The following is a 22,033-nucleotide window of genomic DNA, read 5'->3' on the forward strand; positions in this document are numbered from 1 at the left end:
TTCTATTAAGGAATATACAACCATCTTATGTTGAACGTTGTGGTAGGGTTTTATCTATTTGTGTCAAACAGTTGACCAAACATAGAGCTAACATAGGCTTATTATATTACGCTAATATTAGAATTTTATAGTCCGTAATCCTGGTACATGTATGCCCCTTTCGCGAAACTCCTCAGGTAAAATTCCGGTCCACTGCATGAAATGCGCGGCAAATTCATCTGCGCTGCTATAGGCGAGTCGTGAAGCGATATCACTCATACTCATGTCGGTTTCAGTTAATGCTTCTTTACCAATTTCATAGCGTACCTCTTCCAACATTTGCTCGTACTGATAGCCATACGCATTAATCTTTTTCTCAAAATCAGCCGCTGACATGGCGAAATACTCAGCGAGGTTGTCCATAGATAAATTTTGCGCCACCATAAAGTCTTTTGCTTTTTTCTCTACCAGCAATAAAAAATTATTGCTCGACAGTGAATAGAAGCTTTGCTCGGTCATTTCCTTATAGCCCTCTTGCAAGGCTTTATTGGCGGTAAATATCGACAAATGCATATCGTCTTTTTTAAATCGTAGACGCATATGGTGCTCACTTAATAATAAGGGACAGTCGAAGTATTGGCTATAGTGTTCGCCATTTAAGGCGATAAAGTCAGCAGGTAATGCCACTTCAATTGGTTTAATATGCGACATGCTAAAGCGACGCATAAATAGCAGTAAAAAGCTCAATACAGCTTCATTGACTTCAACATTAACGGCGCGAGTAAATGGGTAAGTGACATCATAAAAATCATCGTAGGCAACGAGCGAAACCTTAATGGTTAAATATTTTGAAAAGCGCTCGTAGACCTTAAGAAAATCCAACAAGGTGTCCTGCGAGTACAGTAATACACCCCAACTGCCAATATATTCCGGCTTCATTTTTTGTCCAGTAAGCAAGCCTATATGAGAAATGCCACTTAGTTCTCGGGCTTTTTCTAGTGTTTGCACAAAGTCAAAATGCTCTAAACGGTTGTCATAATGATGACTGCTGTGATGATTGCCTGCGGCCATTATGTTACTAATGACATCTTGCTCAATATCATACTCCACCAATACTTTGTGCAGCGCTTGAAAAAAGCTTTGGTGCGAGCCATGGTCGTGCGACAGCGTACTATTTTGATTTGTCATCTGACAGTTTGGTGTTAACAAGTAGGTAATGCAAAGTATAGACGAGCGTTTGATTTACGTTAGTTACTTAAAATCCGCTTATTGTTTACTCAGGGCAATACCAAAAAAGCCCGCCAAGGTGAGCTTTAATTCTATGCGAGATCTCTATACGAGGCTTTATTGTGAGAGCTGTGGCCAATAACGAACAATAAAGTTGCCTAGCGTTACCGGGCTAGTTTCAGCATTAACATGCCAGCTAAAATCCCAATGTACGGCAATGCCTTGCTCACGCTGCTCAACTTTATGACAGGAAAACCGTAATGTGAGACTGTCACCGGCTTTCACCGGTTTTAAAATACGAAATCGATCGGTACCTAAAAACAGCGCTTTCATATTGTGCAATTCAACATGTTCGAAAAACACAGAATGGATCAAACTCATGGTAAACATACCGGGTGCGACAATAGCACCAAAACTGGACTGTTTCGCTCGCTGCTCATCAAAATGAAACCAATCTAATTGATTTACACTACGACAAAAATCTTGAATCATCGTCGTCGTCACCAATAGCGGCTTTGAACAGAACAACGTCTCTCCTTCGAGAGCTCGTATAGAGTCTATTCCGTCTAATTGAATTCTTTGTCCGCTCATATTAGTCTCTGCTTATTGCGCTTTAGCACCTTCGATGACAATAGCATTACCCTTACCTGATGTTTTTAGTAATTTGTATATGCCGACCGTAAATAACGGTATAAAAAACACCACGATAAAAATCATAAATAGAAACTTATAGCCCGCTAATATCAGCGCAACAATGCCTAACGTTGATAACGCCAAACTTAACAATACCATCGAACCGGCAACCCCTGCATGCTGCGTTGCTGATAAGGTCTTATTGTGTTTCTCTTGCATATAATTATCAATACGTTCAACAAAGCCTTGCATCATACCCACGCCGGTTTGCAAAATAAGTACAAACAGAATGAGCACATAGACATCTATCAACCACGTACTTTCCAGTTGCTCCAGTAACCAATATACTGGCACTTCAACGCCTGATGTTAAGACTTCTGGATAATAAGATAAAAAGGCAAAGTGCAATGCAGCTAACGGTAATACGCCAACAATAGCGGCGCTGATCGAGGCAACCACTGAGTCGGTCGATTTTTTAATGTGACGACCAGCAAACAATAGCAAAGGAAAAAATGCCACATTGACCATAGCATATTGGCTACCGACACTGGCGGCGGCCAATGAAACCTCATCGTTCGCTAACTCAAAGGCAACAATCTCACCTAAGTTTACGTAGACATAACCGGCGATAATTGCGAGGATCAATAACAACGACATTGACGCAATTGTCATAGATTTTTCAATGAACTCTCGACCTTTGTAGGTAAAAAAGATCACAACAGCTAGCAATGCCACTTGCCCCACATAATGATTAGTTTGCAAGTACTCGCCTAATACGGTGCCCGCAGCAGTCGATGAAATAGCGATAACGATGATCATCGACAATAAAATAGCGATTTCATACAACCACCATAGCTTGCCTAAAATTACTTTACTAAATTGTCGATAATCATAAGCTTTATAGCGCCTAGAAAGCTCAAAGCAACAAAACATAACGGCCATCACCACCAAAGCAACACTGCCAATCGCCACGAACCCACCGATTGGCCCATTGGAGGTTATGTATTGCACCAGCTCTACACCTGATCCCATAGACCCGCCAAAAAATACCGATAACCAAACCGCCGCTGGTATCATGATAATTCTGGTTAAAAATGTATTTCCCACAGAAACCTCGTTTTAAACGTTTACTAAAAAATGTGTTTTTATTAGGTCGTTTTGATGTATTACACAACAATGTTGTTAGCGCTGTTAACGTTAGTGCTTTAGTTAATAAAGCAAACACCAGCCGATGCCAAGCAAATACAGCGACCTTTATTGTTAATTATTGTTAAAGCCACTTATTCGAAAACACCAATGAGCCTAACTCATTACAGGCAAAATGACAAATATGCAAATCAAGCCATAAAACAATATAACGACGGCAAAATAAAAAACATTGCTAAACCTGCAACGCAAAGATAACATGAGTGCAACTCATTATCTTTTTATTGCGAGGCACGGAGAATGAGCAAGCGTACCTTTATTGGTGATTACTACAGTAAAACCATCATACTATCGAAACAGGATATTAAAGCCGGTGCTAAAGCGCTTGGTGACACCAATCCTATTCATTTCGATAGTGAGGCTGCGATTAAAGCCGGTTATCCAGGCATTATTGCTAGCGGCGCACATATGTCTGGTTTATGCGGAGGTGTGTTGACGCAAAAATTTCAGGACTCTGGTACCTTTATGGGACTCGATTGCAGTTACCGATTTCATAAGGCCGTGGCCGCTGATGACGCATTAACCATTAGTTGGAAGACTAAACGCTTGGAGCCCAAAAAGTCGTTACAAGGTTATATCGCAGTGTTTTCTGGAAAGATGACAAATAGTCAGGGCGAACTGCTGATTTCAGCTCGCATGAAAGTATTACTTAGAGACGATTGAAATTAGTCATCACTAATACATTGCGCTTTGACTGCAAGTCATCAGTCTTAACGTAATGTCTTGTTATTATGGTTAGAAAAGCTGATAAACAACTAAACTGATCCAAATACCCAATCACACCGTAACCTCTTCAGCGGCACCTTAGTTCAACAGTTATTAAGATTCTAACCTCCTTATAACGAAGTTGATTAAGTCGGAACATATTGATTATATAAATTCATTATTCGCCGCTTTACAAAGCAACATTTTTTTTACATTGTAGATACTGACCTGAATAAATTTTCGGGGCGGGGATATTTTATTGTCGTTATTGAAGGAATAAGGATTTAGAAAATGGAAAGATTAACAAGCGTTAAAGAAACAGTCGTGGATTTGTATCAACAGTACCAATCAGAACTCAACCTTAATGGACCAGAGCTTAATATTGAGAATGTTGAGTCCATAGAGAGAGCTTTAGAGTCTGTATATGCTAGAGATGCTATAGCGACACGAAACCGTACTCGATTTCCACGAACCTTAACGCAAAAGTTGCGCAGTGCTTTCGCTGATTTACTGTTACTTATGGACGGTAAAGACATCAAAAAAATGAAACCAGGTAAACCTGAAGCAGCAGAAGACAAAAAGTAACCTTGCTTGTATTTGTAATGACAGGTTGATGTTAATACCCATAAAAAAACGCCCGATATGATATCGGGCATTTTTATGTCAATCGCTTAGAACCATTACTGATCCATTGTAATAAACTCTATATTGTCGACTGTTAATGTATAACTTGTCGGTATCTCTTTCGCGCCATCGACTAAATTCAATTCAGGTGATGCTTGTTCAGACGCCATTTTACCTTTAACTTCGATTGGCGTGAACATGCTCAGTGACGGTGGCTCAATAGGGGTCACTAGCTTAGCATATACAATCTGATTCGCTGCCGGTGGTGGCTCATGAATACAAGCTCCTACATATGGCACTAACAAAAACTCTTTAACCTTTTTTCCCTCAAATTCAAGAGGTAGTAAAAAACCACGCATTTGAATATTAGCGTCATCTAATGCAGGGTTTGTTGACGCAAACTCTTGCTCACGCTGAGCAATAATGTCTTCGCGTATTTTAAACAACTTTTCTACATCATAACCTTTGGCTTTTAAATCAGCATTGGCTTGATCAACTAGTTTCTGCGTTTCTTCGTCAACTTCCTGACCGCTAGTAATGATGTCGTTAACGATGGCAATTTGCTGCATTTTACGAATATCTTCGATTTCCATGCCTTCAAATGGGTTTTCTATTTCTTTTTTGACCACGTGTTCATTGAGCGTTTCCCAAGTCACTTTTTTGTAGTCAGCGGCCGAAACACTGGCCGTAAACAGAGCCACGGATAACGAAATTAATGCAAGTAGTTTTTTCATACTTTAACGGTTTCCTATTTAACTTTTGACCGACATGCCATCGGATAAAGCGTAACGATAAATTTGAATGCTTGGAATTAAACTGATTAATATACCAGCGACACCAACTAATGACAGCAAAGCCAGCTCTTGATTTGACGGTAAACCAATATCAAGATAGATGCCGAAATTATTCAGGACAAATGGCTTAATTGCAAATAAAACTGCATATAAACAACCAAGTCCAGCCACTAAACCGGCAACGATAATGGCGGTTGCTTCCCCCATCATCAAGCCAAATATATGTCCAGGACGAGCACCTATCGCGCGCAATATCGCCATTTCTCGGCGACGCTGGCTGAGACTGTTCAACAATATGATCAACATTGACGCCAGTGAAATAATGACCACCATAATGGAGATTGCGAACAAGGTCTTTTCTACCACAGACAATATTGACCACAGTTCTAATAACGCGACCCCTGGCATTATTGCCATCAAAGGTTCCGCTTTAAATTTATTGATTACTTGCATCATGGTGAGCGCGTGTGGTCGCTCGTATAGACCAACATAAAACCCACTTATGGAATCGGCTGCATGATGATGGTGGGCATGATCATGGGCATCAAAGCTCTCGTTAGCTAGTGGTTGTTGATGCTCTGCATGTACTGCATGTTCATTGTGTTCATCATGCTGATGATGTTCATCGTGTTCGTCATGCGCCGCATGTTCTTCATGTTGATGCTGCTCATCGTGTTTTTCATGCGCTGCATGCTCATCATGTTGATGCTGCTCATCGTGTTCGTCATGCGCTGCATGCTTCGCTTCTGTGACATGGGCGCTTGGTTTAGTATTTGGTTTAGTTTTTGGTTTAGTCGCAGACGCCTTTTTTAACGCGTCTTTCACAGACAATGTGCCACTATCTGCTATGGCAAAAGGGTCAATACCCTGTTCGATGATTTTTTGCTCTTTGTGCAGGCCTTCAATACCTTCTAATGAAATAAACACCGTGCGATCTATTGGTGTCGCGGTGGGCGCCAAAATACCAACGATATAGAAAGGGTCTTCATCATGATGAATATAACTATCCGCGCCACCATGGGAAATAATCACTTTATCACCGAGCTTATAATTGAGTTTTTCCGCAACTTCGGCACCAATGACCACATCCGTTTGTTTAACAAACCATTGCCCTTGGCGTGCTTGCAAGGATTGCTTCACTCCGTACTTATAATGCTGGTAAAACTCTGCGGTTGTGCCCATTACGGTATACCCCTTATGGGTATCTCCCAGTGAAAAAGGTATCGTCCATTTCACTAGCTTGTTGGCACTTATCTCTTCAAATGATTCGTATTTAATACCTTGTGTCGCGGTGCCCATTTGAAACACCGAGGACAACAACAAATTTACCGAACTTGTGCGCGCACCAACAATCAAGTCAGTACCCGAAATGGTGCTGGTAAAGCTGTCTTTGGCTTGTACTCGCACTTTCTCGATTGCAATAAGCAAGGCCACACTCATGGCGATAGAAAATATGGTTAATAAGACTGTGGCTTTACGATTACGAAAGCTTTTAATCGCTAAATTTGCAATAGCCATTACGCTGATACTCCATCACAAATGGTGACAATATCTTTAGCATCTATCAGCGTTTCTCTGTGCAATGACAAACTGCGATCAAAGTCTTGTTGTAAACGCATATCATGGCTAACAAAAATCAAGGTTGCGCCAGCTTCCTGACATTCTTTGAATAGCAATTGCAAAAAAGAATGGCAGCGATCGGCATCTAACGATGATGTTGGCTCATCGGCAACCACAATTTCAGGGCTACCCATTAACGCTCTTGCGGCGGCGACACGCTGTTGTTGGCCGATACTCAATTGATTAACAGGCTTATGCAATAAGTGTTCATCGCCCATGTCTAAATGCGATAATAAGCGGATGGCTTCGTCTTCAAGGGTGTCTGAATTCTTTAATGCTCGTTGTTTACGAATCGGAGAAAAGTTGACTGCCAGCATCACATTTTCAATCGTGCTGAGATACGGGATCAGGTTAAACATTTGAAAAATAACACCAATATGATCCGCTCTAAATTGATCTCGTTCCGCGCCTGACATCTTGGTTAGGTCTTGGCCTAATAATTTTAGCTCGCCGCTATTGGCACGAGTCACACCACATAGCAAACTTAACAATGTGGTTTTACCACTGCCGCTTGGGCCTTTGAGGAATAATTTTTCGCCTTTAGAGATAGAAAAGCGGTCAACATGGAATCGAAAGTCCGATTGTGGCGACCAGCTGAAATCTAGATTGGTTATGTCAATTACCGCGCTCATTAAACCCTTTGTCCTGTTATTAGCAATGGCTGCCTAATATAACGATTAGCCGATGCTATCTCAAGAAAGTATTTGTAGAACAATGTTACCTTAAATTTACAAACTGAAAAAACATAACTGTATGAAATACAACCTGTTCGATTTCATCCTTGATAATCATAGTTAACACAATTAAAACACATTTATTTGGCGTGAAATGATATTCCAATAGGCTTTTTTACATGCTAAATAACCAAGCGAATAGGCACACCAAAAACCGTTGCGCTATCATCTTCGAAATTAGTATGGGGATCGATAATGTATTGTAAATTTGGTGTTGCTTTTTTCTTTAACAACAGATGCTATAAGTTGCTTCAACGCGCTTGCCCAACCCCTTCAGCAAGACTCATTCGCTATAACTAAGCCTAGAAAAAAACCTCAGATATCAAATAAAAGTAATTTTATTTCAATGCATTAACGACAAAAAGCCAGTGTTTTCATTGCTGGGAAAACACTGGCTTTTTTAGATTGTTGTTGGCTTAGATAAAAGCCTATTAAACGTATAACCTAATTCATATCGTTCGCTTTTAGCTGACTACGAAATTCTCTTGGTGTTTGACCTGTATGCGCCTTAAATGAGCGAGTAAAATTAGAATTCTCAGAAAAGCACAACTTCTCAGCGACTTCGACGAGTTTCAAGTCAAAATTGGCTAGATACTCACGGGCTAAGGTCATCCGTGCATTTTCAGAAATATCGCGATAATTGAGACCAAACTGTTTTATTTTTTGACTCAGCGAGCGAGTACTCATGCCTAATTCTCGAGCGATTGCTTCTTTTGAGAAAATGCCTTTTTTCATCAGTTCAATGATGTTGCCGTAAATTCGCGTCGGTAATTCAAACCGAGAAAAACGCTGTTTGTAGTCATCAATTAGCTGACTATTGACCGCAAACAGCTGTGGATCATGGCCAAGCTGCTCAATGGCTAACTGACCGTGTGTCAGCTTAAAGCCGTTATATGGCGCGTTGTATTCAATATCAGTTTGGAAGGTTTCTTTAATGCGTGCGTTAATATCCGCTTCCGGCTGTCCCATGGTTAAATAAATTCTATTAAATTTAAAATCGTTACCAAGACTAAATCTAATGTGCGCATATAACACGACCAAGCCGGCTAAGCCTAGGCGATGCTCGCTGAATTTATGATGCTTAGAGCCTGCGGTGATCAACCAGCCATCATCAAGCTCTGCTTTACTGACCTTACCACCAGTAGAGATCAAGGAAAAATTCTCAATCAGCAGTTCTACATTTTCTTTCAGGGTTTTACTTGAAAAACACAAAGGACCCAGTACATTAAAGGTAACTGGGCGATAGTTTTTGCCAAGTTCAAGTTCTAAATATTTGTGTCTAGGGTGGTTCGCGATCATCGCGTAAATGCCCAAAAATGACGTACCTTTGACTCGACCACACTGAGCCAGCAGATCTTGGCTATCTACTATTTGTAAATATTGACGAATGGACTCAAAGCTATCTCCTGTTGATTCTAACGTTTGAATCAACATGTGAAGATATGAGCGCAATACAGAATGTTGGTAGTCTAATATTCGCATAGTCGCACCTTGCTACCTTGTTATTATCCGCATAAAATGACTTGTAATCATAACGTAAATAATGACAAAAATTAATGAATTTTCAAGATAAAACAGCGAACTTGGATAGTTCTCGCTTCACCAAGCGTTATCTGTTTTTGCTCGACGCATTTAGACAGATCAACTGTTCTATCGTCGAAAAAGAAGACAAAGAAGTCACTCGACTGCTCGATACCTATAGTCAAGCGCCTGATTTAGCGACCAGTGGTCGCAGATATATTAAAAACATTATCCAACATTGGGCGGCAAGCAAACGTGAGTACCCTATTCATTTAAGTTTCACTAACCCTATCAATCCAGCGTTATTTGGTATTTTTGGTTTAACCGTTGGCAGCGCGACAACATTACGTTGCTTTTTTGAATTCTGGGCCGAGTTTTCAAGAATTTTGTTTATCTTTAACTCTGCCAGTTTTGAAGAGACTGATGAATACGGCATATTGACCTTTATTCCTGATCAAGACGTTATTGAAGACAATATTTTTACCCAGACTATCCAAGGTTTTATGTCTGCTAGCATTTCTAATTTACGTACCGTTTCCAGCGCCAGCTTTTGTCCAGATAAACTGTCATTACCTGTAGGTTCTAGTGAAAACATTCGCTCTGAATTCTCACAAATAGCTGGCTGTGAAGTCGTTGTAAGTGAGCAAAAGGTGGGTAAGCTATTTATTAAAAAGGAACGATTGCAAACACTGTTGCCAGCGGGTGATAGTTATTCAAACCTAACTTACTATCAGTTAGCAGCGAAGAGAATCAGCGAACTTTTCCCTGATAATATGGTGTTAAAAGTGCGCTCTTGGATTGTTGATAGTATATTGCAAAACAATATTGATACGGCGGATATCAGTAAAGACTTGGGCTTAAGTTTGGAATACATTAATCAAAAACTGGCAGAGCAAGACACCGATATACAAAAGCTGAAAAACCAAGTAACACCAGTAATCGCCCGTCACTTGTTACAGCAACCTGGTGTGCAAATAAAAGAAATCGCCTTTAAATTGGGCTACACCAGCTCCAGCTCATTTAACAAAGCCTATAATCGCTGGATGAATGAAAGCCCGGCAGAGTATCGCAAATCATATACTGACAGAATCAACAATTTAAAATTCTGATCCCTGTCTAATGTATTTGGGCATTGCTGTTTATGGGTTTGCTGCGCAGTACAATGACGGTCAAACCTGCATATTAATAGATCATCTATCAAAAAGGTCACTTATGTATTTAGATAGTTTTAAAGAGACCTTTCGTTATTAGCTATACCGCGCAGCGCCCCCCCTCCCAAAGCAATCCCTCGCAGCAATGTCACACCGCAAGACACGCAAGACACTAATACGACCTTGGCAAGCCTAATACGTGTTCACCTAAATAATTTAAGGTCATTTGTTGAGTGACAGGCGCTAGTCGGAACAGCTGGCACTCGCGGAACCAACGTTCAACATGATACTCGCGAGCAAAGCCGCAACCACCTAACGTTTGCATTGCATGATACGTGGCATCTAAGGCCGATTCTGCTGCAAGATACTTGGCCATATTGGCCACATCACCAACCTCTTTGTCTGGCTTGCCTTGGTCAAACAAGGTCGCCGCTTTTAACACTTGTCCCCACGCGGCCTCCACTTTGGCATAAGCCGCCGCTAATGGATGCTGAACCGCTTGATGGCCACCAATAGGCTGACCAAAAACATTGCGCTCTTTGGCATATTCTATGGCGTGTTGTAGTGCCAATTTAGCGGTACCAACGGCGCCGGAGGCAATCAAGATTCGTTCTGGGTTAAGTGTGCCAAGCAAGTGATAAAAACCTTTGCCCTCCTCACCTAACAAACACTCTTTGGAGACGCGCACGTTATCAAAAAACACCTGAAACGATTTATAGTAATGATAGCCTTGCTTATCGATAGGCGTATAGGTGATACCTTCGCAAGGTAAATCAACAAGAAATAACGAAATTCCTACCGCTTTGTTTTTAACGTCTTCTTTTTTGCTGGTTCTGGCAACAATTAGCACGGCGTCGGTATTATCGATGTTGGTGATAAACCATTTACCGCCGTTGATGATGTAGTCATCTCCATCTTTTTCGGCAAAGGTCTCAATGTTTAGTGAATTGGTACCCGCGTTTGGTTCTGATAACGCAAACGCACAGGTTTTCTCACCCGCGGCAAATGCAGGTAAGTACTTTTGTTTTTGCGCATCATTGGCATGATGTGACACAGATAAGGTGCCGAGAAGACCAAACAGGTAGCCTAGCGCAGGACCACCTCCGCCGCCGCCGCGGCAAAGCGCTTCCATTGCCAATGCCACATCGGTTAAACCTGCGGCAGCGCCACCCCACTTTTCTTCCAGTGGTAGGCCAAAAAAGCCAAGCGAACCAATCTCATTCATAAATTCAATCGGGTATGCTTTATTGTCGTCTTTTTCTCGCCAGTATTCTGGCCCATATTGCTTGGCAATGTCCGCCGCGGTATCGGCGATCATTTGCTGTTCCATGGTTAAATCAAAATTCATTTACTAAACCCTCTTATAACCCTAAAACGCATTTAAGCCAGTAATGGCACGGCCAATCATTAATTTTTGGATCTCATTGGTGCCTTCGGTTACACGAAATACTTTGGCAGCTCTTGCCATATACTCCACAGGGAATTCTCGAGTGATGCCATTACCACCATGTATCTTGGTTGCTTCATCAACGATCTCACACGCCATATCAGTGCAATACCATTTTGCCATAGCGGCATCGATATCAGAGCGTTTACCTTTAGCAATACAATCTAGCGCACGATAGGCCATGAGTTTGCCAGCTTCGATCTTAGTGATCATTTCCGCCAACTTTTCCTGAACAATTTGTTTCGCCGCAATTGGTTTACCAAATTGACTGCGATCAAGAGCGTATTGCAACGCTTCATCGAACGCCGCTTGAGCGATCCCCATAGACATCAAGCCAACGATAGGGCGCGAGGACTGCAACAAGGTTAAAAGCATTTTTAAGCCCTTACCTGGTGCTGCAACCATATTCTCTTTAGGTACCCGGCAATTATCGAAAAACACTTGCGCTGTCGACTGACTATTTAATGCGGTCTTATCAATATTCGTGGTTTCATACCCATGCTCGTTTCGGTCGACTAAAAACACCGCCAACCCGGTTTCATCGCCTTCGGTCACATTGACCAAGACATACATAAAATCAGAATAATCACCGGATGAAATCCACATTTTCTCACCATTGATGACAAAATAATCTCCGTCTTGCTTGGCGCGACAGCTTGCCGATGAAATGTCAGAGCCAGTGCCTGGTTCCGAAATAGCCACTGAGGCGATCAATTCACAAGACAGAAACTTATCAAGGTATTTACTGCGCAAAGGCTCAGGTGTGGCGGCGACCATTTTACCGGACGCAAAGTAAATTAATGTGGTTATCGCGATGTCAGGCGAGACTTTTGCTAGCTCATGCATCAACATGCCTTGGGTCACAAGATCCATATCGAAGCCGCCTAACTCCTCTGGCAAGAAGCCATTAACAACACCAAAAGGCGCTAGTTTCGCTTGAATCTCTTTCGCCAATTCAGTGTTAATATATTTATCGCGATATTGCTCAGCAATCGGTTTAATTTCGGCTTGTAAAAACTTTTGAAAACCATCAACGGCAATGGTTTGCATTTCATCTAATGAAAAATCCATAAGAACCTCTTGTTAATCCGCACCTGTTATTATTTTTAAAGCGGAGCATTCATTCACATTGCTATTGATAATACCGAGTTCAATACAATTGGCTTTATCAAAACAGGCATAGCAAGTGTTAAAACAACAAAACCCGGTAGATACCGGGTTTTAGATAATATGTTTGAATGAGCTCTCGCTTAGTTGTAATCGAAGCTTCGCGTTTCTGGCTTATCAAATAGATCGATAGTTTCATCAATACCAATTGATAACGGACGACGTGTTTTGACTGCATCTTCTGACGACGGCAATACGTATTCCCATAAGTTGGCCGGCATGGCTGATTCGACGACGCGACGACGAGCATTATTGCGCTCAGCAGCGTTCACCGGATCTGCCATGGCTTCAATCTTATCTTCGCTAAGATCGAGTACATTCGCTAATTTTTTGCTAATTTCGGCAATAAACTGTTCTCTGGCATCCCATACCGCTTGTGAACGTTGACCACTAATACGTAATGGATCGGCATCAGATGCTGATTTTGTGCCAAACCAAGCGATGGCTTGACCTAAACGTTGCGGTAAGGCCTCGATGATTTCTTGTTTTTCTGCATCACTTAGCAAGGCAAACCAACCATCGATATTCAAGCGGTGAAAATAACACTCTTTACCAAAGGCCGTCATCATAGAAGCAACCGCAGGATCGTTACCGTCCTTTAACGTTGCCATCAGTCGCCAAACCGAGTATTCCGCCAAAAAGATGCTCAGAATGAAATCGCCATAGGATTGCGGTGCCTTATCCAGCACCTCCATATTGTGTACTTGAGTAGCATCTCGACCAAACTCAATTTGAAAGTCAGGTAAATCATTTTCTTCTTCCAACCAACGGAATAAGGCACGAGTATGGCCCCAGACATCTTGCGACATCGCCGCCAACGCCGTCGCATCCTGTAGGTTACGACTGTTCAATAGGTTCTTTGTATACCAATGGCCAAGTACCCATTGTGAATCAGCGATACATAATAGGTCCGCCATTAAATTATTATCAGTACTCATTGTTCTCTTCCCATAATTTTAAATTCTTGCCACTTGCCGTCATGACTATTTCGGCATTTTGTGTTGCCACTTCATCCAACCAAAGGTGTTTTTGCAGCTGTTACAACGAAACAAGATTTCCGACACGGTACCACCAAAGGGGCTGGCGACGACGGTATCTGTGCTGTTACACCAAGGACATTCAACCGTTTGGTCGTATTCGTCCTGAAACGTTTTGACGTTTTTCTTTGGCTCATTTGGGGCGTTATCTGTCATTAGGCGAAACCTATAACCACGTTTTCATCTTGGGCGACAACACTCAAAATGTTGTCTTGGCGGATACACATTAACTCTACCCAAGGTTTTTCTGAGTAAGTCATATACGATTGTGCTCGCGCTAACTCATCGTTAAGAGCGTAAATACAACCAAGATGAACCAGGTCTTTGTCTATTTTGTGACGACCGAATACCTCGTATACATGGGCGTCTTTTTTATGGTCTAGTTTACTCATGGTAAAATCTCTCCAAGCCCCCAGAATCGCTCTGGGTGTTTTTACTTTATTCTTATTTGCTAAATAACGTAGCCATGTCGGGCGGCACGTGCGCGACCTTCACATGAGATATCTTCTTTGTCCCATTGATGGCCCCATTCAACGCGGGCTTTAACTTTTGTTACGCCGTCTAGTTTGCCAACTTCTTTGCGGATATCGGCTAGGATAATTTCCAATGCAGGACAACCAACGCACGGATTCACAATGCCCACATACACTTCATCGTCGAGTGTTGCTTCGACACGCTTAACCATTCCCATATCAACAATGGATACGCCCATATGTGGGTCGATAACATCATTAAGCGCCTTATGAACCTGTTCTAATTGATCGTTTACCACAATGAACTACCCCATTCTTCGCGCTGTAAGCGCTCATAAATTTCAGGACGCATGCGACCACCACTTTTCATGTTGGCAACAACATCGCTCCAGTCACACTTTTCCTGAATCCAATCGCCTGTTTGACGATCCCAAGTCATCGGGTAAGGCAGGTCTAATACGTACTTACCTTCGTCTTCGTCAAAGTGAGCTGGCACATTAAAGCCAATACGTTCAGCTAATTTACATGCTGACTGTAACCACTTATCGCGCATGGTATCGTTAGACCATTTACGAACACCGTAGATTAGTTGGTCCATTTTTCCTTTCATATTATCTGGGCGGCCGTACCAAAATACACCGTGCGGAAATACCCAATCGACGGCTTCTTGAACCATCTGGCGGGTTTCTTCTGAATGATTCCAGTAGTATTCCATCCAGTAAGAACCGTGACGAAAATGGAACACTTCTTCAAAGTTAACTTTCTTTAATGCGCGGCGATATGGAGCGAACGAACAGTGCAATTCGATATCCCATGTGGTGTATCGTCCAGCACGGTCAAGCAGTGCTTGGGCAACCAAAAAGTAAATGTAATTTTTTACTTCAAACTCTAAAACAGGCATTGACCAGAACTTGTCTGCAGGACGTTCAAATGCCTCAGCATGCATATCGACGCCAAAACGCTCCCATAACATACCTTGCTGATGTGCATGACCTACTTCATCTTGAATAGAGCCTGAAATCGCAATTTTTGCGCCGAGATCCGGTGCGGTGTCATAACCGGTTTGTGCCCAAGTTAATACCGTCACTTCACCAGCGGCGGCAATCTCAAGAGTGTTTTCTAACACTTTACGATAACGAGGTGTCATTTCACTGATGTCTTCTATCAGCTCACCTGCCGCGATTCTGTCTAGCAACGCCTGCTCGGCAGGATCGTCCGCTACCATTGGTGGGTTTGGCATGGGACGAATAACTGTTGATTCCATAGTCTTCTCCAATAAAGTCTGAATTCTTGTTGTTCTTGTTCAGATTGATTCAATCTTGTGCTAGTAAAATTAGCAGGACTACCTAGCCTTAGCGATAACTTTTCATCCTGCTAAAAAGACCCCCTCATTGCCGACAAAACCCGCGTATACATCAGTTAAAACAAGGGATTAGCAAATAGAATTAGCTAAATTGTGGTAAATACGCGCTCAGTAATAATATTCATTTTGAGCCAAACAGTTTACTTGCTGAACTTTTTTGCATTAATTTTGCCAATAAATGGCGAATTCGCAGGATATGACACAGTAAAAAACCTAACGGTAATAGGCACTAGAAAGCGATTTAAAGACAGTTAAGCCACGACTCTTTGGTGATTTTTTCACATAAAAAAGCCCGTCATTGCAACGGGCTAAGTTGGTATTTACAGACAAATGTCTAAGCGATAAATAGCGCTAGGCGAATAGATAAATACCAGCAAGTATTAATGCGGCAAACACTATGGTTTGTGCGGTGATCAAAAACACCGGCTTCCAACCAACTGAGACGATTTGTTTTAGTGAGGTTTTAACACCAATGGCTGCAATCGATACCACCAAACACCAGCTCGATAAAGTTTTCACGGCTGCAGCAACAAGCTCAGGTATCAAGCCGACATTGTTCAGCACCGCTAAAACAAAGAATCCAATTAAAAACGTTGGGATAAAGGTTGAGACGCCACCTTCCATCTTGCCGTCTTTTTCTTTAAAGGCAAAAAAGATGATCATCACGATAGGTAACAACAAGGCAACCCGCAGTAATTTAATATAGGTGGCGATATCGCCCGCTTCAGGTGAGATGGAATAACCGGCACCGACCACTTGCGCCACATCATGTATTGAGCCACCAATGAATACACCGGCTAACTCATCTGACAATCCTAAATAAGACACTAAAACAGGATAAACCACCATGGCTAGAGTACTCAATGTGGTCACACCGATGACCGTCAGAGCAAACATTTTTTCTTCGTATTCTTTTTTCGGCAATACCGTCGATATTGCCGCGGCTGCAGATACGCCGCAAACGGCGACCGAACCGCTAGACAACACGCCAAATACTTTGGACAAACCCAATGCTTTGGCTAACACAATGCCAAACAGCATCATTAATGCCATTGACGCAATGACGATAAGCGGTGGCGTAATGCCTAATGAAACGATGTCAGAAAACGCAATTCGCACCCCGAGTAAAGCGACGGCGAAACGTAATAGTGCCCGAGAAGAGAAATTAATGCCCGCTTGATGCTGCGGCGATTCATATAAAAAATGTAGTGCTAAACCAAGCAATAACGCAAACAGCATCACAGGTGCATCATAACGACTCGCCAACGCGCCTGACGCGATAGCAATAATTATGCTGATTGCAACACCTGAATAGTAAGACTTGCAGGTCGACATAAACTGGCTGATGTTGGAAAGTTGTTTTGAATCTGTGCCTGAAGACATGACATGTTCCCTGATATTTGTACGTCAACGCGGAATTCCGCCGCTTTATTGTGCCTTACATTGGCTGATATTACAGTGATTTTTATTATCAATTAGTGCAAAACATGTAACTGTTCGCTAAAAAGTAACGCCAGAGTATAATGCTCTGGCGTTGTACTTTTTTCTCGGCGAATTTATAGAAATCAGTCGTTATGTCGTTATTTTAGCAATTCACGTGAAATGATAACTTTTTGAATTTCACTGGTGCCTTCATAAATCGAGGTGATACGCACATCTCGAGCCATGCGCTCTAATGGGTATTCTTTAATGTAACCCGCACCACCTAACATTTGCAACGCATCATAAACCGCTTTATTGGCTTTTTCTGCCGCAAACAGTTTGGCCATAGACGCAGCCGTGCCAAATGGTTGGTCTTGCTCTTTTAAGAATGCCGCTTGCATCAATAATAAACGTGCCGCTTCCATTTCAGTGTAACGCTCAGCCATCATCCATTGTAGCCCTTGGAAATTGCTGATTTGGGTACCAAACTGTTTACGCTCTTTGCTATATTCTTTGGCGTAATCAAGAGCCGCTAAGCCAATACCCAAAGCCAAAGAACCGATACCGATACGACCACCGGCTAGCTCACCAACAGCTACCCCGAAGCCGCGATTTTCTTGTCCCATTAACGCACTCGCCGGTACTCGGCAATTGTCAAAATGTACTTCATTCGTCGGCGATGCGTGTTGCCCCATTTTATGTTCGCTTTTGCCTATCGTCATTCCCGGAGTACCCGCTTCGACGATAAAGCACGATATGCCTTTGCCTTTTTTGGCATCGGCATCGGTTACCGCCCAGACAACAAAACAACCGGCGAAGTCACCACTGGTGATGTAAATTTTAGAGCCGTTTAATACGTACTCATCACCATCTTTAACGGCAGTGGTTTTCATACCGGCAGGATCAGAGCCAGCACTTGATTCGGTTAAACAAAAACCACCAGCTAGGTATTCACCTGAACATAGCTTTGGCAAATACTTTTGTTTTTGCTCTTCATTACCAACCGCTTGAATAACTTCAGCGACCATATTGGTTACCGAGGTTGTTACCGCCGTTGACGCACACGCTTTAGCTATTTCAGTGATTGCCAATGAAAACGCCACAACGCCCGCTTCGACACCACCGTATTCAGCTTTGACGTTCAAGCCCATAAAGCCAAGTTCAGCCAATTTGCCGATATTCTCTTTAAACAGAGTCTGATCTTTTGTTTCATCAAGCTGTGCAGCAACAGGTGCCAATTCACTTTCAGCAAATTTTTTCGCCATGTCTTGGATCATGGTTTGTTCTTCAGTTAATGCAATATGCATAGCGTTCCCCAATATATTTCGTTGCGCAAAAGATACATAAAAAGCGGACATATCGCCAGTCAATCGATGCAAATAGGTTGCCGCCAAAGAGCACGAATGTATAAAAATTTTGACAATAAAAAAGCGCCAACTCATTAATAGCGGGCGCTTTTTAGCGGAATTATAGCGTGTGCGTTATAAAATAATACGTGCACGCAAACCAAATACAACTTGGCTGCCTTTGTCATTGCCCATGGCTTTGTTCATGGCTCCGCCATCAACATATTGGATATCAGGGATAACTTGGAAGTAATCAGTTATCGGCATCTTATAGTAGACCTGGCCGATATATTGATCATCATCATGACCAAACTGTTCTTCATTTGCTTTACCCCATTGGTAAGCAAAACCTAAAGTATCCTTTTCTTCAAACAGGCCATAATAGCCGGTGCCAACGGTTACCGATTCAGACAATAGTGGCGCATAACCGTCGGAAACACTGGCACGGAAAAATGGCATCCACTTGCCCATCATTAAGCTGGCGGAGAAGTTTACACCTTCACTGTCGCCGTATGGGTCGTGGCGAGACCCCTCGTCTTGATGCCAATAAGACACATGCACGTTGTCCAAATAAATACGCCCTTGGCCGGCGCCTGTATAACCAAATTCAATCGACTTGTGATATACATTTTCACTTAAGAACGCATCAACGTTATCGGTAAATTCATCTAGATCAGATTTACCCGTCGCATCAACCACACCACCTAACACATAAAGATTATCGGTTAGCATATGACCTGCTGCAATACCAAAAGCAGCATCATCTGGCAGACCCATAGTGCCGTTACCCGTACCCAAAGTTAAGTTAGTAAAATCAGTCCAAGGACTTGCTTGGGCATAAGCGTCTAAGTAATCAGTGATATCTAGAAAGCCGACCCAAAGCACGGTATCACCAAAATTTTGGCGCCAGTAAAGGTTGGTAACTCGCGCACCTTGATCTGAAAAATTAGCGCCTGTCATGCTGCCCATACCAACATCATTTAAGCCAAACCATTTAGGCGCTTGATCGGTATATGCGTGGCGATGTTCTATTTTAAAGTTTAAGGAGCCATTTTCAGTGGCAGCCCATGAACCCATGATACGGAATACGCCAGATGCAGCGTTATCATCGGCACCATCCATCACATCATTCGATTGCACATAATAAGAGTTATAGTCAGAGGCGATGCTCAAGCCATAGTTTTTTTCTAAGCTTTCTTTCCAACTCAATCGTGGTTCATGCTTAGCATCTTTAATCGCATGCTCGGTTGAGTCAGGTGAACCAACACGTTGATTATCTTTAGCATTTACCGATGTAGCAAACAAGCCAGCAATCGTTAAAACAATTAAACTTTTGTTCATTATATCTACCTATTCAATTAAGGTGGTCAACTCCAAACACGAGTTCGCATAATATGCAGGGGCGACCGAATGCGGAAAATATATACAACATTTAGTAAATCAACTTGTTAATTTGAGCATCAGTTTTTACTGAAAACGAATTAAAACAAAGTGCTACAGCGTGTTACAATTTAAGGTCAATAAAAACAAAGGACTATTCAATCACGGGCGTTGGACAATTTACGTCGTGATTTTGCGCTAAATGTCGTAGATAGTGGTCCATTATGGTAATTGCCACCATGGCCTCGGCGATAGGCACAGCACGAATACCAACACATGGGTCATGTCGACCACGGGTAATTATATCCGTTGGATTTCCATCTATATCGATAGTTTTACCGCTGACACCAATACTCGATGTTGGCTTAAGGGCAATATTGGCAACGATATCCTGACCTGATGATATGCCACCTAACACGCCACCTGCAGAATTGGATAGAAAGCCATCCGGTGTCATTTCGTCACGGTGCTCGGAACCTTTTTGGTCGATACAATCAAAACCATCGCCTATTTCCACACCTTTAACCGCATTAATGCTCATTAAGGCATGCGCTAAATCCGCGTCCAATCGGTCAAATACCGGTTCACCAAGACCTACCGGCATATTAGTAGCAACGACTTTTACACCTGCACCAATCGAATCTTTTTCACGTAAAATACCGCGCAATAACTCATCTAATGCGGTAAGTTTGCTGGTGTCAGGGAAAAAGAATGGGTTGTTTTCGACTTCATCCCACTGGTAGTTTTCCGCTTTAACATCACCGATTTGATAAACACAGGCTTTAATTTCCATACCGAATTTTTGTTTAAGGTACTTTTTGGCAATACTTCCGGCAGCAACTCGCATCGCGGTTTCACGTGCAGACGAGCGCCCACCGCCACGGTAATCGCGAATACCGTGTTTTTGCCAATAGGTATAATCTGCATGCCCCGGACGGAAAGACTTAGCTATCTCGCCATAATCTTTTGAGCGTTGATCTTTGTTTTCGATCATCAAGCCGATTGGCGTACCCGTGGTTTTGCCTTCAAAAGTACCGGATAAGATTTTAACCAAGTCTTCTTCGCGGCGAGCGGTAGTATAGCGAGAAGTCCCCGGCTTGCGACGATCCAAATCAAGTTGCAAGTCTTCTTCGTCTAATTCAATACCAGGCGGACAACCGTCAACGATAGCCCCTAATGCCAGGCCATGACTCTCACCAAAGGTGGTTACTCGAAATAATTTACCAAATGTATTACCTGCCATAATCGACTACTTTAACGCCTCTTCGAATGTTTGTTGATGTTGCTGTAATTGTTGCTTACTTAATTTAAAAACCCCTAGTCCACCACGTTCAAATTCAAGCCACTGAAAATCAACCGTTGGAAACAGCTCAATAAGGTGCACCATAGAGTTACCGACTTCACATATTAAGCTGCCACCGTCATTTAAGTGCGCTGCGGCTTGTGCCAATATCTTGCGAGTAAGATCGAGACCATCTTGGCCACTGCCCAATCCCATTTCTGGTTCATGATGGAACTCTTCCGGCATATCACCGATATCTTCCACATCCACATATGGAGGGTTTGTCACTATCAAATCATACTTTTGCTCGGTTAAGCTAGAGAAAAGATCAGATTGGATTGGAATAACTTGTTCATTTAATTCATGGTTGTGAATATTAATCGCCGCAACATCGAGTGCATCGGCAGATAAATCCACCGCATCGACGTCACTGTTTGGAAACTGATACGCACAGGCTATAGCAATACAGCCACTGCCAGTACAAAGATCAAGTATACGTTGCGGTTCCTCGTCAACAAGGCCAAAAAAGCGATTGTTAATAAGCTCAGCAATTGGCGACCTTGGCACCAATACCCGCTCATCAACGTAAAAAGGCAAACCATTAAAGTAGGCCAGATTGGTGATATAAGCCGCAGGTACGCGCTCATCAATGCGACGTAAGTAGATATCTATCAAGGTTTGCTTTTCTGATTTGGTCAATCGTGTTTGCATAATGCTATCACCCATGTTGTAAGGCAAATGCAACGCAAACAAGGTTAATGCAACGGCTTCATCCCATGCATTATCGGTACCATGACCATAAAATAAATCAGCTTCGTTAAATCGGCTAACCGACCAACGCAAGAAATCGTGAATGGTTTTTAGATCTTCAATGACTTCTTTTACATTGACTTCGAGCAAAGCAAACTCCCAACTTTCTAAT

22 protein-coding genes are annotated in these 22,033 nt (G+C 42.4%); 3 read left to right on the forward strand and 19 right to left on the reverse strand.

The window, feature by feature from the left end; genetic code table 11:
• Positions 1-117 precede the first annotated feature (117 nt).
• The 3 genes from HII16_RS00105 to HII16_RS00115 all read right to left on the reverse strand — a co-directional run bounded on the left by HII16_RS00105 (position 118) and on the right by HII16_RS00115 (position 2,946).
• Positions 118-1,167, reverse strand: a complete 1,050-nt coding sequence (locus tag HII16_RS00105) for a helix-turn-helix domain-containing protein (protein ID WP_169126318.1) — start codon at positions 1,165-1,167, stop codon at positions 118-120.
• A 156-nt stretch (positions 1,168-1,323) separates the two neighbouring features.
• On the reverse strand, positions 1,324-1,797 hold the full coding sequence (locus HII16_RS00110; protein ID WP_169126320.1) for a MaoC family dehydratase N-terminal domain-containing protein: 474 nt from the start codon (positions 1,795-1,797) through the stop codon (positions 1,324-1,326).
• 12 nt (positions 1,798-1,809) lie between these two features.
• A complete protein-coding gene (locus HII16_RS00115; RefSeq protein ID WP_169126322.1) occupies positions 1,810-2,946 on the reverse strand; it encodes a hypothetical protein in 1,137 nt (378 codons plus the stop codon).
• A 339-nt stretch (positions 2,947-3,285) separates the two neighbouring features.
• Here HII16_RS00115 and HII16_RS00120 point away from each other — a divergent pair, with 339 nt between their 5' ends.
• Together HII16_RS00120 and HII16_RS00125 are read left to right on the forward strand one after the other, a co-directional pair.
• Positions 3,286-3,708 carry a MaoC family dehydratase gene (locus tag HII16_RS00120; protein ID WP_169126324.1) on the forward strand — a complete coding sequence of 141 codons (423 nt, stop codon included), beginning with the start codon at positions 3,286-3,288 and terminating at the stop codon, positions 3,706-3,708.
• Positions 3,709-4,041: 333 nt separating this feature from the next.
• Entirely contained in the window at positions 4,042-4,335 is a 294-nt protein-coding gene (locus HII16_RS00125) for a hypothetical protein (RefSeq protein ID WP_169126326.1), read from the forward strand.
• A gap of 95 nt (positions 4,336-4,430) precedes the next feature.
• Here the strand turns inward: HII16_RS00125 and HII16_RS00130 are convergent, their stop codons facing one another.
• The 4 genes from HII16_RS00130 to HII16_RS00145 form a co-directional block, all read right to left on the reverse strand.
• On the reverse strand, positions 4,431-5,108 hold the full coding sequence (locus HII16_RS00130; RefSeq protein WP_169126327.1) for a DUF3299 domain-containing protein: 678 nt from the start codon (positions 5,106-5,108) through the stop codon (positions 4,431-4,433).
• An 18-nt stretch (positions 5,109-5,126) separates the two neighbouring features.
• Positions 5,127-6,686, reverse strand: coding sequence for an ABC transporter permease (locus HII16_RS00135; protein ID WP_169126329.1), 1,560 nt, complete (start codon positions 6,684-6,686; stop codon positions 5,127-5,129).
• The gene (locus HII16_RS00140) at positions 6,686-7,420 is read right to left on the reverse strand and encodes an ABC transporter ATP-binding protein (RefSeq protein ID WP_169126331.1); all 735 of its coding nucleotides are present in this window, start codon (positions 7,418-7,420) and stop codon (positions 6,686-6,688) included. Before HII16_RS00140 ends, HII16_RS00135 begins: the two co-directional genes overlap by 1 nt.
• A 546-nt stretch (positions 7,421-7,966) precedes the next feature.
• A complete protein-coding gene (locus tag HII16_RS00145) occupies positions 7,967-9,004 on the reverse strand; it encodes an AraC family transcriptional regulator (protein WP_169126333.1) in 1,038 nt (345 codons plus the stop codon).
• 74 nt (positions 9,005-9,078) lie between these two features.
• Between HII16_RS00145 and HII16_RS00150 the strand changes: the two genes are divergently transcribed.
• Positions 9,079-10,152: an AraC family transcriptional regulator gene (locus HII16_RS00150; RefSeq protein WP_169126335.1), complete on the forward strand. Its 1,074-nt coding sequence runs from the start codon at positions 9,079-9,081 to the stop codon at positions 10,150-10,152.
• Between the two features lie 214 nt (positions 10,153-10,366).
• Here the strand turns inward: HII16_RS00150 and HII16_RS00155 are convergent, their stop codons facing one another.
• From HII16_RS00155 to prmB, 12 genes are all read right to left on the reverse strand, one after another.
• The gene (locus HII16_RS00155) at positions 10,367-11,542 is read right to left on the reverse strand and encodes an acyl-CoA dehydrogenase family protein (RefSeq protein ID WP_169126337.1); all 1,176 of its coding nucleotides are present in this window, start codon (positions 11,540-11,542) and stop codon (positions 10,367-10,369) included.
• Positions 11,543-11,563: 21 nt separating this feature from the next.
• Positions 11,564-12,712, reverse strand: coding sequence for an acyl-CoA dehydrogenase family protein (locus tag HII16_RS00160; RefSeq protein ID WP_169126339.1), 1,149 nt, complete (start codon positions 12,710-12,712; stop codon positions 11,564-11,566).
• A 179-nt stretch (positions 12,713-12,891) separates the two neighbouring features.
• Positions 12,892-13,746: a Phenylacetic acid catabolic protein gene (locus HII16_RS00165; protein ID WP_169126341.1), complete on the reverse strand. Its 855-nt coding sequence runs from the start codon at positions 13,744-13,746 to the stop codon at positions 12,892-12,894.
• Between the two features lie 45 nt (positions 13,747-13,791).
• Positions 13,792-14,001 (reverse strand): hypothetical protein, encoded by a 210-nt coding sequence (locus tag HII16_RS00170; protein WP_135437584.1) that lies wholly within the window; start codon positions 13,999-14,001, stop codon positions 13,792-13,794.
• Positions 14,001-14,237, reverse strand: a complete 237-nt coding sequence (locus HII16_RS00175) for a phenylacetic acid degradation b (protein ID WP_135437585.1) — start codon at positions 14,235-14,237, stop codon at positions 14,001-14,003. The genes HII16_RS00170 and HII16_RS00175 overlap by 1 nt, the downstream gene beginning before the upstream one ends.
• Positions 14,238-14,296: 59 nt before the next feature.
• Positions 14,297-14,617, reverse strand: coding sequence for an iron-sulfur cluster assembly protein (locus tag HII16_RS00180; protein WP_169126353.1), 321 nt, complete (start codon positions 14,615-14,617; stop codon positions 14,297-14,299).
• On the reverse strand, positions 14,611-15,582 hold the full coding sequence (locus tag HII16_RS00185) for a Phenylacetic acid catabolic protein (protein WP_169126355.1): 972 nt from the start codon (positions 15,580-15,582) through the stop codon (positions 14,611-14,613). Before HII16_RS00185 ends, HII16_RS00180 begins: the two co-directional genes overlap by 7 nt.
• A 450-nt stretch (positions 15,583-16,032) precedes the next feature.
• Positions 16,033-17,064, reverse strand: coding sequence for a putative sulfate exporter family transporter (locus HII16_RS00190; RefSeq protein WP_169126357.1), 1,032 nt, complete (start codon positions 17,062-17,064; stop codon positions 16,033-16,035).
• Positions 17,065-17,261: 197 nt separating this feature from the next.
• The gene (locus tag HII16_RS00195; protein ID WP_169126359.1) at positions 17,262-18,410 is read right to left on the reverse strand and encodes an acyl-CoA dehydrogenase family protein; all 1,149 of its coding nucleotides are present in this window, start codon (positions 18,408-18,410) and stop codon (positions 17,262-17,264) included.
• A gap of 174 nt (positions 18,411-18,584) precedes the next feature.
• Positions 18,585-19,790 carry a carbohydrate porin gene (locus HII16_RS00200; RefSeq protein ID WP_169126361.1) on the reverse strand — a complete coding sequence of 402 codons (1,206 nt, stop codon included), beginning with the start codon at positions 19,788-19,790 and terminating at the stop codon, positions 18,585-18,587.
• 193 nt (positions 19,791-19,983) lie between these two features.
• Entirely contained in the window at positions 19,984-21,072 is a 1,089-nt protein-coding gene (gene aroC, locus HII16_RS00205) for a chorismate synthase (protein ID WP_169126372.1), read from the reverse strand.
• A gap of 6 nt (positions 21,073-21,078) precedes the next feature.
• The gene (gene prmB / locus HII16_RS00210; protein WP_169126374.1) at positions 21,079-22,011 is read right to left on the reverse strand and encodes a 50S ribosomal protein L3 N(5)-glutamine methyltransferase; all 933 of its coding nucleotides are present in this window, start codon (positions 22,009-22,011) and stop codon (positions 21,079-21,081) included.
• Positions 22,012-22,033: the final 22 nt, after the last annotated feature.

It is taken from the genome of Thalassotalea sp. Y01 (assembly GCF_012932945.1).
Lineage (GTDB): Bacteria > Pseudomonadota > Gammaproteobacteria > Enterobacterales > Alteromonadaceae > Thalassotalea_A.

Bases quoted from the DNA above. Each gene is read 5' to 3' on its own strand.
- HII16_RS00105 (WP_169126318.1), bottom strand. From the start codon at position 1,167: ATGACAAATCAAAATAGTACGCTGTCGCACGACCATGGCTCGCACCAA.
- HII16_RS00110 (WP_169126320.1), bottom strand. From the start codon at position 1,797: ATGAGCGGACAAAGAATTCAATTAGACGGAATAGACTCTATACGAGCT.
- HII16_RS00120 (WP_169126324.1), top strand. From the start codon at position 3,286: ATGAGCAAGCGTACCTTTATTGGTGATTACTACAGTAAAACCATCATA.
- HII16_RS00125 (WP_169126326.1), top strand. From the start codon at position 4,042: ATGGAAAGATTAACAAGCGTTAAAGAAACAGTCGTGGATTTGTATCAA.
- HII16_RS00130 (WP_169126327.1), bottom strand. From the start codon at position 5,108: ATGAAAAAACTACTTGCATTAATTTCGTTATCCGTGGCTCTGTTTACG.
- HII16_RS00135 (WP_169126329.1), bottom strand. From the start codon at position 6,686: ATGGCTATTGCAAATTTAGCGATTAAAAGCTTTCGTAATCGTAAAGCC.
- HII16_RS00140 (WP_169126331.1), bottom strand. From the start codon at position 7,420: ATGAGCGCGGTAATTGACATAACCAATCTAGATTTCAGCTGGTCGCCA.
- HII16_RS00145 (WP_169126333.1), bottom strand. From the start codon at position 9,004: ATGCGAATATTAGACTACCAACATTCTGTATTGCGCTCATATCTTCAC.
- HII16_RS00150 (WP_169126335.1), top strand. From the start codon at position 9,079: ATGAATTTTCAAGATAAAACAGCGAACTTGGATAGTTCTCGCTTCACC.
- HII16_RS00155 (WP_169126337.1), bottom strand. From the start codon at position 11,542: ATGAATTTTGATTTAACCATGGAACAGCAAATGATCGCCGATACCGCG.
- HII16_RS00160 (WP_169126339.1), bottom strand. From the start codon at position 12,712: ATGGATTTTTCATTAGATGAAATGCAAACCATTGCCGTTGATGGTTTT.
- HII16_RS00165 (WP_169126341.1), bottom strand. From the start codon at position 13,746: ATGAGTACTGATAATAATTTAATGGCGGACCTATTATGTATCGCTGAT.
- HII16_RS00170 (WP_135437584.1), bottom strand. From the start codon at position 14,001: ATGACAGATAACGCCCCAAATGAGCCAAAGAAAAACGTCAAAACGTTT.
- HII16_RS00175 (WP_135437585.1), bottom strand. From the start codon at position 14,237: ATGAGTAAACTAGACCATAAAAAAGACGCCCATGTATACGAGGTATTC.
- HII16_RS00185 (WP_169126355.1), bottom strand. From the start codon at position 15,582: ATGGAATCAACAGTTATTCGTCCCATGCCAAACCCACCAATGGTAGCG.
- HII16_RS00190 (WP_169126357.1), bottom strand. From the start codon at position 17,064: ATGTCTTCAGGCACAGATTCAAAACAACTTTCCAACATCAGCCAGTTT.
- HII16_RS00195 (WP_169126359.1), bottom strand. From the start codon at position 18,410: ATGCATATTGCATTAACTGAAGAACAAACCATGATCCAAGACATGGCG.
- HII16_RS00200 (WP_169126361.1), bottom strand. From the start codon at position 19,790: ATGAACAAAAGTTTAATTGTTTTAACGATTGCTGGCTTGTTTGCTACA.
- aroC (WP_169126372.1), bottom strand. From the start codon at position 21,072: ATGGCAGGTAATACATTTGGTAAATTATTTCGAGTAACCACCTTTGGT.